General features: G+C 71.5%; 11 protein-coding genes. 8 read left to right on the top strand and 3 right to left on the bottom strand.

Annotated features, from left to right (window positions below; genetic code table 11):
* Window positions 1–84: 84 nt before the first annotated feature.
* The 5 genes from DJ021_RS04980 to DJ021_RS04960 all read left to right on the top strand — a co-directional run bounded on the left by DJ021_RS04980 (window position 85) and on the right by DJ021_RS04960 (window position 6,803).
* A complete protein-coding gene (locus DJ021_RS04980) occupies window positions 85–1,605 on the top strand; it encodes a carboxylesterase/lipase family protein (RefSeq protein ID WP_165837118.1) in 1,521 nt (506 codons plus the stop codon).
* Between the two features lie 88 nt (window positions 1,606–1,693).
* Window positions 1,694–3,169 carry a M20 family peptidase gene (locus DJ021_RS04975; RefSeq protein ID WP_111456491.1) on the top strand — a complete coding sequence of 492 codons (1,476 nt, stop codon included), beginning with the start codon at window positions 1,694–1,696 and terminating at the stop codon, window positions 3,167–3,169.
* Window positions 3,170–3,299: 130 nt separating this feature from the next.
* Window positions 3,300–3,923 (top strand): ATP-dependent Clp protease proteolytic subunit, encoded by a 624-nt coding sequence (locus DJ021_RS04970; RefSeq protein ID WP_111456490.1) that lies wholly within the window; start codon window positions 3,300–3,302, stop codon window positions 3,921–3,923.
* Between the two features lie 80 nt (window positions 3,924–4,003).
* Window positions 4,004–5,695, top strand: a complete 1,692-nt coding sequence (locus tag DJ021_RS04965) for an alpha-glucosidase family protein (protein WP_111458980.1) — start codon at window positions 4,004–4,006, stop codon at window positions 5,693–5,695.
* A 10-nt stretch (window positions 5,696–5,705) separates the two neighbouring features.
* Window positions 5,706–6,803 carry an aromatic ring-hydroxylating oxygenase subunit alpha gene (locus DJ021_RS04960; RefSeq protein ID WP_111456489.1) on the top strand — a complete coding sequence of 366 codons (1,098 nt, stop codon included), beginning with the start codon at window positions 5,706–5,708 and terminating at the stop codon, window positions 6,801–6,803.
* Here the strand turns inward: DJ021_RS04960 and DJ021_RS04955 are convergent.
* Window positions 6,800–7,915: a L,D-transpeptidase family protein gene (locus DJ021_RS04955; protein WP_111456488.1), complete on the bottom strand. Its 1,116-nt coding sequence runs from the start codon at window positions 7,913–7,915 to the stop codon at window positions 6,800–6,802. The genes DJ021_RS04960 and DJ021_RS04955 overlap by 4 nt on opposite strands.
* Window positions 7,916–7,951: 36 nt before the next feature.
* Between DJ021_RS04955 and DJ021_RS04950 the strand changes: the two genes are divergently transcribed.
* Window positions 7,952–8,896, top strand: a complete 945-nt coding sequence (locus tag DJ021_RS04950) for a D-alanyl-D-alanine carboxypeptidase family protein (protein WP_133254946.1) — start codon at window positions 7,952–7,954, stop codon at window positions 8,894–8,896.
* Between the two features lie 41 nt (window positions 8,897–8,937).
* The gene (locus tag DJ021_RS04945) at window positions 8,938–9,729 is read left to right on the top strand and encodes an alpha/beta fold hydrolase (RefSeq protein ID WP_111456486.1); all 792 of its coding nucleotides are present in this window, start codon (window positions 8,938–8,940) and stop codon (window positions 9,727–9,729) included.
* Window positions 9,730–9,744: 15 nt separating this feature from the next.
* Here DJ021_RS04945 and DJ021_RS04940 read toward each other — a convergent pair whose 3' ends face one another.
* A complete protein-coding gene (locus tag DJ021_RS04940; RefSeq protein ID WP_111456485.1) occupies window positions 9,745–10,371 on the bottom strand; it encodes a glutathione S-transferase family protein in 627 nt (208 codons plus the stop codon).
* A gap of 76 nt (window positions 10,372–10,447) precedes the next feature.
* On the opposite strand from DJ021_RS04940, the gene DJ021_RS04935 reads away from it, so the two are divergent.
* Window positions 10,448–12,094, top strand: coding sequence for an acyl-CoA dehydrogenase family protein (locus DJ021_RS04935; RefSeq protein ID WP_111456484.1), 1,647 nt, complete (start codon window positions 10,448–10,450; stop codon window positions 12,092–12,094).
* On the opposite strand, the gene DJ021_RS04930 is transcribed toward DJ021_RS04935, so the two are convergent.
* Window positions 12,091–12,726, bottom strand: a complete 636-nt coding sequence (locus DJ021_RS04930; protein ID WP_111456483.1) for a TetR/AcrR family transcriptional regulator — start codon at window positions 12,724–12,726, stop codon at window positions 12,091–12,093. The genes DJ021_RS04935 and DJ021_RS04930 overlap by 4 nt on opposite strands.
* Window positions 12,727–12,736: the final 10 nt, after the last annotated feature.

Raw genomic sequence — 12,736 nt, 5'->3', positions numbered from 1 at the left:
CTGCCAGCCGGCTCCCGCCAACACGTCGCGGAGTTGCGGCGGCGCGGGATCGGCCGTTGAATGGCGACGACGGGGGAGACGACGATGAAACGCCTGGCGGTGATCCTATCCTTGGCGGCGGGGCTGATGGCCGGCGCCGCGCAGGCCCAGCCGGGGCCCGACACCCCAGTCCGGGCGAAGATCGACAGCGGCGTGCTGGTGGGCGTGCGGCGCGAGAACGCCAACGTCTTCCGCAACATCCCCTTCGCCGCGCCGCCGGTGGGCGAGCTCCGCTGGCGGCCGCCGCAGCCGGTCCGGGCCTGGACGGCCGACCGCCCGGCGGTCGCTCCCGGCCCGTCCTGCCCGCAGCCGATGAACGCCGACGGCACGCCCAACTCCGGCGGCGCCAACGGTCCGACCTCCGAGGACTGCCTGCAGCTCAACGTCTTCGCGCCGAAGAACGCCAGGCGCGCGCCGGTGATGGTCTGGATCCACGGCGGCGGCCACCGCAACGGCGCCGGCTGGATCTACGACGGCCAGAACTTCGCCCGCGACGGGGTGGTGCTGGTGGCCATCAACTATCGGCTGGGCGCGCTCGGCTATTTCGCCCATCCGGCGCTGACCAAGGCCGCCGGGCCGGGCGAGCCGGTCGGCAACTACGGCCTGATGGACCAGATCGCGGCGCTGAAGTGGGTGCAGCGGAACATCGCCGCCTTCGGGGGCGACCCCGACAACGTCACGGTCCTCGGCGAGTCGGCCGGCGGCATGAGCACCCTGGCCGTGCTGGCGACGCCGGCGGCCCGCGGCCTCTACCAGAAGGCCGTGGTCGAATCCGGCCTCGGCTGGTCGCAGCCCACCACCCTGGCCAAGAAGGAGGCCGAGGGCGCCGCGGCGCTGGAGAAGATCGGCGTGCCGGCGACGGCCACGGCCGCGGATCTCCGCGCGGTCCCGGCGGCGAAGCTGGTCCCCCTCGACGCCGACTACGGCCCGTTCACCGACGGGCGGCTGATGACCGAGACCCCGACCCAGGCGCTGGCGCGCGGCCACTTCGCCGACGTGCCGCTGATCATCGGCTCCAACTCCGGCGAGGATTCGCTGATCGGCCCCGGTCCCGCGCCGGCCAAGATGGTGGCGATGATCCCGCCGATCGCGCGAACGATCTACCCGCAGGAGGCCGCGGCCGGCGACGACGCCCTGGTGCGCGCCATCTTCACCGACCGGGTGATGGGCGGCCCCGCCCGCTGGGTGGCGGCGCAGGCGTCCGGCGGCCAGCCAGCCTGGCTCTACTACTTCTCCTACGTCGGCTCGCGCTTCCGCCCCGCCATGACCCGGGCCACCCACGCCGCGGAGATCCAGTACGTGTTCGAGTACTGGGGCCGCCGCACGCCGATGAGCGTGGTCTCCGACGAGGACAAGGCCATGGCCGGCCTGATGCACGCCTGCTGGGTGGCGTTCGCGAAGACCAGCGCCCCGACGTGCGGGACCCAGGCCTGGCCGGCCTACGATCCCAAGGCCGACCAGTTGATGGAGTTCGGCAGCCCCAGCGGCGTGCGCACCCATTTCCGCAAATCGCGGCTCGACGCCCAGCAGGCCGTCGCCCTGCCGACCCTGGGGCTGGGGCAGTAGCTTCCCAATCGCCAGCGAAGCTCTAGTGTGAACGCCGATAAGACTGGGCCAACAAGACTGGGCCGGCAAGGCTGGGGGAGGTCGTCGCATGCGGATACTGGGCAGGATCGCGCTGGGGGTGTTCGCGCTCGCCTTGGTGCTGGTCGCCGTGGTGGTCACCAGGACCCTGACCTACAAGCCGCCCACCGTGGTCGACACCAGCTCGGTCAAGGTCGCCCCGGCGGTGAGCGTCGATGTGGCCAGCGCCGCCCAACACCTCAGCCAAGCCGTCCAGATCCAGACCGTCAGCCACCAGGACCGGGCCAAGGACCAGCCGGCCGAGTGGGACCGGCTGCACGCCTTCCTCGCCGCCACCTATCCGGCCGCGCACGCGGCCATGACCCGGGAAGTCGTCTCGGACCACAGCCTGGTCTACACCTGGACGGGCTCGGACCCCGCGCTCGCGCCCATCGTGCTGATGGCCCACCAGGACGTGGTGCCGGTGACGCCGGGGACCGAGAAGGACTGGAAGCACCCGCCATTCGCTGGCGAGATCGCCGAGGGCGCGGTCTGGGGCCGCGGCTCGATCGACGACAAGGGCTCGCTGATCACCCTCTTTGAAGGGCTCGAGTCGCTCGCCAAGAGCGGCTTCAAGCCCCGCCGCACCGTCATCGTGGTCTCCGGCCAGGACGAGGAGGTGCGCGGCCAGGGGGCCCGTGCTGCCGCGGCCCTGTTGAAGTCGCGCGGGATCAAGGCGCAGTTCGTGGTCGACGAAGGCATGGCGGTGATCGTCGACAACCCGGTCACCAAGGGCCGGCTGGCGATGATCGGCACCGCCGAGAAGGGCTACGCCACCCTGAGCGTCACGGCGAAGGCGACCGGCGGCCACTCCTCGGCGCCGCCCGCCGACGGCGGCGGGGTGGTCACGTTGTCGAAAGCGCTGGTGGCGATCGCCGGCCATCCGTTCCCGATGGCCTTCCGCGGACCGGGCGCCGACATGCTGCAGACGGTCGCTCCGCAGGCGCCCTTCGCCGTGCGGATGGCGGTGGCCAACGCCTGGCTGTTCAAGCCGCTGCTCGTCCGGCAGATCGGCGCCACCGCCCCGGGCGCGGCCCTGCTGCACACCACCATCGCCCCCACCATGCTGAAGGGCAGCCCCAAGGAGAACGTCCTGCCGCAGGACGCCACCGGCTGGATCAACTACCGCATCGCGCCGGGCGACAGCTCGGCCGGGGTCATGGCGCAGGCCAAGTCCGCGGTGGGCGCGCTGCCGGTGACGCTCGCCTGGATCAAGCCGCCGGAGGAGCCGTCGCCAGTCTCCTCCACCGCTTCCGACGGTTGGAAGGTGCTGGCTGCCGTCGCCCACACCGTCAGCGGCGCGCCGGTCGCGCCCAGCCTGGTCACCGCCGGCACCGACAGCCGCTACCTGCAGGGCGTGGCGACCGACGTCTACCGCTTCCAGCCGATGGACCTGACCCTCGCCGACGTGGGCATGATCCACGGTACCAACGAGCACCTGAGCCTGAAGAACCTCGAGCAATGCGTGCAGTTCTACGCCCGGTTGATCGCCACGGCGGCGGGCTAGGCGCCGATTCCGCGGGCCTTGCGCCTTGCCCCGGGCCCCGCGGACCAATAACTGCAAAGGACCAATGTCAGGCTGGAGGCTGCGCGGTCCCGATGGACGCTCGCCGCCGGCGCTATCCAAGGTGCTCTAGATGATCAAGTGGACCGACCAGCGGCTCGACGACGAAGACGGCGACGACGAGGACAAGGGCCGCCAGCCCGACATGCCGATGACCTCCGGGCCGGTGCAGAACGCGCTGTTCAAGTCGCGGACCGTGCTGGTGTTCGGCGAGATCGACATGCGGCTGGCCGAGCGCGTCACCGCCCAGATCACTGCCTTCACCGCCGAGAACGACCAGCCGATCCGGATCATCATCAACTCGCCGGGCGGCCACGTGGAGAGCGGGGACACCATCCACGACATGATCCGCTTCTGCGGCGTCGACGTGAAGGTGATCGGCACCGGCTGGGTGGCCAGCGCCGGGGCGCACATCTTCCTGGGCGCCAAGAAGGAAAACCGGCTGTGCCTGCCGAACACCCGCTTCCTGCTGCACCAGCCGGCCGGCGGCATGCGCGGTCAGGCCTCGGACATCCAGATCGAGGCCGAGCAGATCATCAAGATGCGCGATCGCGTGAACCGGATGATCGCCAAGGAAACCGGCCAGCCGGTCGAGCGGATCGTCAAGGACACCCAGCGGAACTTCTGGATGAGCGCCGAGGAAGCCATCGACTACGGCATCGTCTCGCGGATCATCAACAATACGTCGGAAGTGTAGGCCGGGGCCTGCCTGTTCAATCCGCTCTTCCCGGCGAAGGCCGGGACCCAGATGGCGAGCGCAGGACTGCGTAGATGTCCATGGGCGATCCTCCAGCCACGTCAGAGGGTGAATCTGGGTCCCGGCCTTCGCCGGGAAGAGCGGAGCAGGCGCCGCGGCCGTGGTGGAAGGGGGCGATCCTCTACCACGTCTACGTCCGCAGCTTCTTCGATAGCGACGGCGACGGCCATGGCGACCTTCCCGGCGTCATGGCCAAGCTGGACTACATCCGGAGCCTGGGCGTCGACGGCATCTGGCTGTCGCCGATCCACCCCTCGCCCAACCGCGACTGGGGCTACGACATCGCCGACTTCGAAGGCGTCCAGGCCGACTACGGCACGCCCGAGGATGTCCGGCGCCTGCTCGACGCCGCCCATGCCCGCGGCCTGAAGGTGGTGCTGGACGAGGTGCTGTCGCACACCTCCGACGAGCACCCCTGGTTCGTGGAAAGCCTGACCGGCGGCAAGGATGGCCCCAAGGCCGACTGGTACGTCTGGGCCGACCCCAAGGACGACGGGACCGCGCCGAACAACTGGCTGTCGGTGTTCGGCGGCCCGGCCTGGGCCTACCAGCCGGCGCGGCGCCAGCACTACCACCACAAGTTCCTGCGCCAGCAGCCGAAGCTGAACTGGCGCAGCGACGCGGCCCGCGAGGCGGCGCTGTCGGTGCTGGACTTCTGGCTGGAGAAGGGCGTCGACGGCTTCCGCCTGGACGTCGCCGGCACCTACCTCCACGACGCGGCGCTGACCGACAACCCGCCCGTGCCGATGGCCGAGCGGCGCGCCTACGACTGGTCCCACGCCGGCAACCTGCAGCGCCACCTGCACGATTCGAACCTGCCGGAGAACGTCCGGGTTCTGGAGCTCATCCGCCGCCGGGTGGAGGCGCACGGCGACCGCTTCGTGTTCGGCGAGTTCTCCGAGGAGGAGGAACGCTGCGGCGCCTATCTCTCGCCGGACGAGGGCCTGCACTCGGCCTACACCTTCGTGCTCCTGCTGGCGAAGACGCTGACCGCCGCCTTCGTGCGCGAGCACTACGCGACGCTCGCCGCCTACCCGGTCCACTGGCCGACCATCTCGTTCTCGAACCATGACGTGCCGCGCACGGTCAGCCGGTTCGGCGGCGAGGACGCCTCGCCGGACCTGGCCCAGCAGCTGTTCGCCCTGCTGCTCAGCCTGAAGGGCACCACCCTGATCTACCAGGGCGAAGAGCTCGGCCTGCCGCAGGCCAGGCTCACCCGCGACCAGCTGCGCGACCCGGTGGGCGACCTCTACTGGCCCTATTCCGGCGGCCGCGACGGCTGCCGCACGCCGATGCCCTGGCGCCCGGGCGAGGCCCTCGGCTTCACCACCGGTACGCCCTGGCTGCCGGCCGCCGCCGAACACGCCGGCCTGACCGTGGCCGCCCAGGAGGCGGACCCGGAGTCGACGCTGGCCTTCGCGCGCCAGATGATCGCCTTCCGCAAGGGCTCGGCCGCGATGACCGCCGGCGAGCTGGAGTTCCTCGATCTCGAGGAGCCGGTGCTGGCCTTCGTCCGCCGCGAGGGCGAGGAGGCGATCGCCTGCGTGTTCAACCTCAGCGGCGAGCCACGCTTCCTGGACGAGCCCCGGTTCGCCGGCGCCGAGCTCCTGGCGGTTCGCGCCGGCGACGCCGACCTGCGCGGCGGCTCCATCGGCCTCTCCGCCCGCGCGGCGGTGTTCTTGAAGCTCGCGCCCCCGGCCGGCGCAGAATAAAAGCGTCCCCATGCCCGATGGCGAGACCAAGACCGCGCGCACCGACGCGAAGTTCGGCCAGGGCTTCCTGACCGACATCTGGTACTTCGCCGCGCTGGCCGCGGACCTGAAGCCCGGCAAGCTGGCGCGCCACGAGATCCTCGGCGAGCCGGTGCTGCTCGGCCGCTCCAACGCAGGCCAGCTGATCGCGCTACGCGACATCTGCCCGCACCGCGCCGCGCCCTTGTCGGCCGGCCGCTTCCACCGCGAGGCCTCGGGCGCGGAGACCGTGGAGTGCCCCTACCACGGCTGGCGGTTCGGGGCGGACGGCGCCTGCGCGGCCATCCCCTCGCTGGTCGGCGACCAGGCGATGGACGTCGGCCGCATCCGCGTGCGCCGCTATCCGGTCGCCGAGAGCCAGGGCCTGGTGTTCGTGTGGATCTCCTCCGACCCCCGCGGCCAGGGCGAGCCCACCGAGCCGCCGCCGGTCTTCCCCGGCGTGGTCGGCGGCGCCCCGAAGCTCGTCGACCGCATGGACTTCGACGCCCACGTCGACCACGCGGTGGTCGGCCTGATGGACCCGGCGCACGGCCCCTATGTGCACCAGCAGTGGTGGTGGCGCTCCGCCAAGAGCCAGCACGAGAAGGCCAAGAGGTTCGAGCCCCGGGAGGCCGGCTTCGCCATGGTGCGGCACGAGCCCTCGAAGAACTCGCGGGCCTACGCCATCCTCGGCGGCGAGCCTTTGACCGAGATCACCTTCCGCATCCCCGGCCTGCGCTGGGAGCACGTGACGGTCGGGCGGCGCCAGGTGCTGTCGCTCACCTGCCTGACGCCGGTGAACCAGACGAAGACCCGCATCACCCAGATCGTCTGGTCCGACCACCCGGCCTTCCTGCTGCTGAAGCCGTTCATCGCCGCCGGCGCGCGGGCCTTCCTGCGCCAGGACGGCGAGATGGTGAACCTGCAGAACCAGGGTCTGAAGTACGACCCCGCCCTGCTCTGGGTCGACGACGCCGACCGCCAGGCCAAGTGGTACCAGCAGCTGAAGCGCGAGTGGACCGCCAGCCGGCGCGAGGGCCGGCCCTTCGTCAATCCGGTGGAGCCGGCGACCCTGCGCTGGCGCAGCTAGGCCTTGGTCTTCATGGGCCCCTCGACGCCCAGGAACTCCACCTTGGTTCCCTTCTTCACCGCCGCGCCGAGCTGTTTGACGTCCCAGTTGGTCATCCGCACGCAGCCGTGGCTGGCGACCTTGCCCACCAGGCGCGGGTCGGGCGTGCCGTGGATGCCGTAGGTGTCCTTGGTCAGGTCGATCCAGGTCGCGCCCACCGGATTGTTCGGCCCGGCCTTGATGGTCAGCTTGCCGTTCGAGGCCTTGCCGAAGGTCAGCCGGCTGGGATCGTAGGTGTAGGTCGGGTGGGGCGCGACGGCGCGCACCTCCCACTCGCCGGCCGGGGCGGGGCGTTCGGCCGAGCCCACCGTCGCCGGATACACCGCCAGCAGTTGGTCGCCGTCGCCATAGGCGCGGACCTGCAGCTTGGCCTTGTCGACCTCGATGCGGGTGACGGTGGCGCCCAGCTTCTCGATGGACGGCGCGGCGACCACGATCTTGGCGCCCGCCACGCCGAAATCGGCCCCCGGATTGAGCGACCGGAGCAGCGCCTCGTCCATGTGGAACTTCTCCGCCAGGCCCTCGGCGGGGCTGGTGTAGGAGAGCGCGTCCAGCTGGGCCATTTCCACCATGTCGGTGGGGATCTTGGCCACGAACGGGCCTTTCACGTCGTCCTCGGTGATCGTGTAGTCGGTCATCACCGGGCCGGTGTCCTGGCTGAGCGCGCTCCACACCTGCTCGGTCAGCACCCCATCGACCGTCAGCCCGTGAGCGGCCTCGAAGGCGGCGACCGCGTTCTTCAGGTTGCCGCCGTCCTGCCCGTCGATGACGCCCGGCGAGAAGTGGGCGCGGTCCAGCAGCACCTCGGCGCGGATCAGCAGGTCGCGCTTGGCCTCGGGGGTGGCTGGCTGGGCGGTCCAGGCGGCCTGGTCGATGCCCTCGGCGAGCGGCGAGGCGGACGGGGCCAGCGGCGGCACCGCCAGCGGCGCGGGATGGACGTCCGGCGCCGGCAGCGCGGCCTGGGCCGTCTGCAGCGGGGGTTGGCTCGCCTTTGCTGCCGGGGCAGGTTCCGAACAGGCAGCCAGAAGCAGGGCCGGAACGCCGGCCAAAATCGCCGCCTGGGAAAATTTCATTATGGACCTCTACATTGCGCCATGCGTTGACCGCGCGTGAGGTTCAAGGCGTCAGAGGCTCTGCGGTTCCTGGGCGGCCTTCTGGCCGCCGTGCTGTTGCTTGGGCTTTTGGTGCTGCGGGTGACCAGTTGCGCCCCGTTGCCCGCGACCGCCCCCGGGCTGGCGCCTAAACCGGCGCTGGCGCCCGCCCCGCCGCCGCCGCCGCCGGCCCAGGCGCGGGCCGACTGCAGCGCTCACGGCTGGGAGCAGGCGGCGAATATCAACGCCAGCTCGCTGCGCGGCCTGCCCTGGGCGCCCTTCCGCCGGCCGGAATTCGGCTGGGAGACCTATGCGCCGCTGATCGCGCGCGAGATCGCCACCGCCTGTGCGCCGGACACGCCCGCCTTCGCGAGCGCCTTCGCCGCCTGGCAGAAGCGCCAGGGCGCTCAGCCCAGCGGTCTGGTCAGCGAGATCGACTTCACGCGTCTGAAGGGAGTGCTGCAGACCCGCCGGCCCTTCGTGCTGCTGAGCGCCCAGGGCGTCTGCCCGACGCCGCCCGACGAGGCCGCCCTGGTGTCCAGCCGACCGGACGAGGGCTACGGCGCCAAGCAGGTGTTGCTCCGCCCCGCCGCCATGGCCGCCTATCGGCGCATGGTGGAGGCCGCGCGCGTGGCCTCGCCGGAGATCGCCGCCGATCCGCGCTACCTGAGCCTGTTCTCCGGCTACCGCAGCCCGGCCGCCGACGCGGCCCGCTGTGCGGAGGAAGGCAACTGCAATGGCGTGGTGCGGGCCACCTGCTCGGCCCACCGCACGGGTCTGGCGGTCGACCTCTACGTCGGCCAGGCGGACGGGTTCCCGCCGGATTCCAGCGCCGATCCCAATCGCCTGGCGATGACCAAGGGGCCGGCCTACCAGTGGCTGGTGAGGAACGCCGACCGCTTCGGGTTCGTGAACTACCCCTTCGAGCCCTGGCACTGGGAGTGGACCGGCGAGCAGCCGTGAAGGCCGCTTGCCTGCGCGGCGGCGGCCATTAGGCTCGCCCCATGCCCAGCTTCACCCACGATGGCGTGACCCTCGCCTACGACGACATCGCCGCGCAGGGTCCCGCGGCGCGGACCATCGTGCTGGTCCACGGCTTCGCCTCCAACCGCAACGAGGGCTGGCGCCGGACCGGCTGGTACGGCGCCTTCGAGCGGCGGGGAATCCGCGCCATCGGCCTCGACCAGCGCGGCCACGGGGAGAGCCAGAAGCTCTACGACCCCGAGGACTACGGGCGCGACAGGCTGGCGGGCGACGTGATCGCGCTCATGGACCACCTCGACCTGGGTCGCGCAGACCTGTTCGGCTACTCAATGGGCTCGCGCACGGCGCTGGCGGCGGCGCTGGCGGCCCCGGAGCGGGTGTCGAACCTGGTCCTGGGCGGCGTGGGCGGCAGGCTCCTGCAACCCCAGCCCAGGCCGGACGGCGATCCGATGGCCGAGGCCATGCTGGCGGAGGACCCGGAGACCATCATCCAGCCGATGCTGCGCAGCTTCCGCCACTTCGCCGACGAGCAGGGCGAGGATCGCCGCGCCCTGGCCGCCATCACCCGCACGCAGACCCCGCCGTGGGACCCGGCGGACTTGGCGGCCCTGACCCTGCCGGTGCTGGTAGTGGCCGGGCAGCGGGACGAGCTCGCGGGCGATCCGGAGGCGCTGGCCCGGGCCTTCCCGCATGGGCATGGGGTCAGCTTGCCGGGCTGCGACCACTTCTCGGCCATCCCGCATGCCCTGACCAAGGCCGCGGTGTTCGACTTCCTCGACGGCCTGTTCGACGAGGACTTTCCCGGCCTTTGACGGCGCGGGAAAACCCTATCTCACGAAGGAGTAGGCGCCGCCCTTCTCCAGCGCCGCCTTGTAGGCGGGCCGGGCCTGGAAGCGTTCCACCCAGGCCTTGATGGCCGGATAGGCGTCGAGGCGGCCGAAGGCGCCGGTGACCTCGCCGACGAAACTCAGCTGGATGTCGGCGCCGGTCAGGTCGCCGCCCACCAGCCAGTCGCGGCCGTCCAGCGAGGCGTTCACGAAGCCCAGGTGGTTGGCGATCTCGCTCTCGATGCGCGGCTTCAGCGGCGCCGCCGCCTCGCCCAGCCGGCCGGCGTACATGAACAGCATCAACGGCAGCATGGCCGAGCCCTCGGCGTAGTGCAGCCACTGGTTATAGGTCTCGTAGGCGTCGCTCCCCAGCGCCGGCGCCAGCCGGCCGCCGCCGTGCCGGCGGATCAGGTAGTCGATGATCGCGCCGGACTCATGCACCGTGCGGTCGCCGTCGGTGATCACCGGCGACTTGCCGAGCGGGTGGACGGCGGTCAGTTCGGGCGGCGCCAGGCGGGTGGCGGCGTCGCGCTGGTAGCGCTTGAGTTCGTAGGGGACGCCGAGTTCCTCCAGAAGCCAGAGGATGCGCTGGGAGCGCGAGTCGTTCAGGTGGTGGACGACGATCATGGCGTCTTCTCCCTTGGATTTTCCCCAGCAGAGCGCCCTGACGCCACGCAAGGCAAGCTTCCCCTATAGTGGGGCCATGAGCCTCGTTCTCCCCGATCTGCCGGACCTGCTGGACCTCGCCGCGCGGGAGGCTTCCGCCCTGACGGCGGAGCTTCGGAGCGCCGTGGCGGACCGCGTCCGGCGCGACGGGCGGGTGGACCGCGCCGCCCTCGACGCCGAGCAGCACGCCGCCCACGGCCTGGCCTGGGCCGCCAGCTACGCCGAGACCCTGCGCCAGACCGCGGCCTGGGCGCGCGCCCTGCACGAGGCCGGCCGGCTGGGCGAGGCCGAGGCGCTGCCGGCGCAACTGCTGGCCTTCGAATACCTGAGCCAGCTGGCCGGCGGCCTGCCGATGAACCAGGGGGAGATGTTCCGCGCCGCGGATCTGGGCGTGCCGACGGCGCGGCTGGAGCCGGCGATCGCCGCCCTGCGTCCGGGCGCCTCGCAGGCGGTGAAGGCGCGGATCGTCGAGCTGCTGGACCAGGCGCAGGGCCGGCCGTCGCTGGAGGCCAGCGGCCTCGACGACACGCTGGAGGCGGTGCGCGACCAGTTCCACGCCTTCGCCGCGGAGAAGATCGCCCCCTACGCCCAGGGCTGGCACCTGGGCGACGAGCTGATCCCGCTGGCGCTGATCGAGGAGCTGGGCGCGCTGGGCGTGTTCGGGCTCACCGCGCCCGAGGCCTGGGGCGGCTCGGGCCTCGGCAAGGTGGCCATGTGCGTGGTCTCCGAGGCGCTTTCGCGCGGCTGGATCGGCGCAGGCTCGCTCGGCACCCGCTCGGAGATCGCCGCCGAGCTGATCCTGGCGCACGGGACCGAAGACCAGAAGCGCCGCTACCTGCCGGGGATCGCCTCGGGCGCCATCATCCCCACTGCCGTCTTCACCGAGCCGGAGGCGGGCTCGGACCTCGGCGCGTTGCGCACCCGGGCGGTGCGCGACGGCGACGTCTGGACGGTCTCGGGCGCCAAGACCTGGATCACCCACGGCGCGCGGGCCGACCTGATGACCCTGCTGGTGCGCACCGATCCGGCCTCGAAGGACCACCGCGGCCTGTCGATGTTCCTGGCGCAGAAGCCGCGCGGGACCGAGGCCGAGCCTTTCCCGGCGCCGGGCATGAGCGGCGGCGAGATCGCGGTGATCGGCTATCGCGGCATGAAGGAATACGAGATCGCCTTCGACGGCTTCGCCGTGCCGGATGCGGACTTGCTGGGCGGCCAGGCCGGGCAGGGCTTCAGCCAGCTGATGGCGACCTTCGAGTCGGCGCGGATCCAGACCGCGGCGCGGGCGATCGGCGTGGCGCAGAACGCGCTGGACCTGGCGGCCGACTATGCGCGGACGCGCCGGCAGTTCGGTCAGCCGCTGGCGGACTTCCCGCGCGTGGCCAACAAGCTGGCGATGATGGCCGCGGAGATCCTCGGCGCGCGGCGGCTCGCCTGGTTCGCAGGCCGCGCCAAGGACGAGGGCCGTCGCTGCGATCTGGAGGCGGGCATGGCCAAGCTGCTCGCGGCCCGCATCGCCTGGGCGGCGGCGGACAATGCGGTGCAGATCCATGGCGGAAACGGCTTCGCGGTCGAGCAGCCGGTCAGCCGGCTGCTGGCCGACGCGCGCATCCTCAACATCTTCGAAGGGGCAGGTGAGATCCAGGCCCAGGTGATCGCCCGGCGCCTGCTCGAGGGCGCCAACTAGCGGGGCCGGAAGCCCTCGCAGATCAGGCCGATCTGGCGGTCCATGATGGCGGTGCGGGCGTCGACGTCCGCCGCCTCGGTGATCGCGAAATGGTAGGTCCAGGCGTAGGCGGCCAGCAGCAGGTCGACGATCTCCTGCAGGTTCAGGCCGGGGTCGACGTCCCCCTCCTCGACGCCCTTGGCGAGGCATTCGCGCATGATCTCCTGCAGCCGCGGCGTGCGGCCATAGGGCACGGCGGTCTTCGGCAGGGTCCAGTCGTAGGCCGCCGCGACGTGGGCCAGGAACAGCCGGACGTGCGGCGCTTCGAAGGCGAAGTGGATGGCGAACATCGAGCGCAGCCGGTCGGCGGTGCTGCCGCGCAGGTGCGGCGCCACCCGGTCGAGCTCACCGTAGAGCCGGTCAAGCCGGTCCTGCATGACCTGGCTGAGGATCTCGCCCTTGGAGGCGAAGGTGGTGAACACGCTGCCGACCGAGACCCCCGCCTTGCGGGCGATCTCACGGATCGTCGTGCCCTCGTAGCCGAGGGTGTCAAACGACTCCCGCGCGGCCTCGAGCACCCGTTGCCGGGTCGCGTTCTTCTGCGACTGGCGGGGGCTCAGGACGCTCGGGGGCGGATTGACGTCGGCCTTCATGACGGAGAGG

The organism is Phenylobacterium hankyongense, assembly GCF_003254505.1.
Taxonomy (GTDB): domain Bacteria; phylum Pseudomonadota; class Alphaproteobacteria; order Caulobacterales; family Caulobacteraceae; genus Phenylobacterium; species Phenylobacterium hankyongense.
This window is presented reverse-complemented; position numbering and strand designations above follow the sequence as displayed.

What these genes read in the sequence shown, in the direction of transcription:
- DJ021_RS04980 (WP_165837118.1), top strand. Translation starts at nt 85, where the DNA reads ATGAAACGCCTGGCGGTGATCCTATCCTTGGCGGCGGGGCTGATGGCC.
- DJ021_RS04975 (WP_111456491.1), top strand. Translation starts at nt 1,694, where the DNA reads ATGCGGATACTGGGCAGGATCGCGCTGGGGGTGTTCGCGCTCGCCTTG.
- DJ021_RS04970 (WP_111456490.1), top strand. Translation starts at nt 3,300, where the DNA reads ATGATCAAGTGGACCGACCAGCGGCTCGACGACGAAGACGGCGACGAC.
- DJ021_RS04965 (WP_111458980.1), top strand. Translation starts at nt 4,004, where the DNA reads ATGGGCGATCCTCCAGCCACGTCAGAGGGTGAATCTGGGTCCCGGCCT.
- DJ021_RS04960 (WP_111456489.1), top strand. Translation starts at nt 5,706, where the DNA reads ATGCCCGATGGCGAGACCAAGACCGCGCGCACCGACGCGAAGTTCGGC.
- DJ021_RS04955 (WP_111456488.1), bottom strand. Translation starts at nt 7,915, where the DNA reads ATGAAATTTTCCCAGGCGGCGATTTTGGCCGGCGTTCCGGCCCTGCTT.
- DJ021_RS04945 (WP_111456486.1), top strand. Translation starts at nt 8,938, where the DNA reads ATGCCCAGCTTCACCCACGATGGCGTGACCCTCGCCTACGACGACATC.
- DJ021_RS04940 (WP_111456485.1), bottom strand. Translation starts at nt 10,371, where the DNA reads ATGATCGTCGTCCACCACCTGAACGACTCGCGCTCCCAGCGCATCCTC.
- DJ021_RS04935 (WP_111456484.1), top strand. Translation starts at nt 10,448, where the DNA reads ATGAGCCTCGTTCTCCCCGATCTGCCGGACCTGCTGGACCTCGCCGCG.
- DJ021_RS04930 (WP_111456483.1), bottom strand. Translation starts at nt 12,726, where the DNA reads ATGAAGGCCGACGTCAATCCGCCCCCGAGCGTCCTGAGCCCCCGCCAG.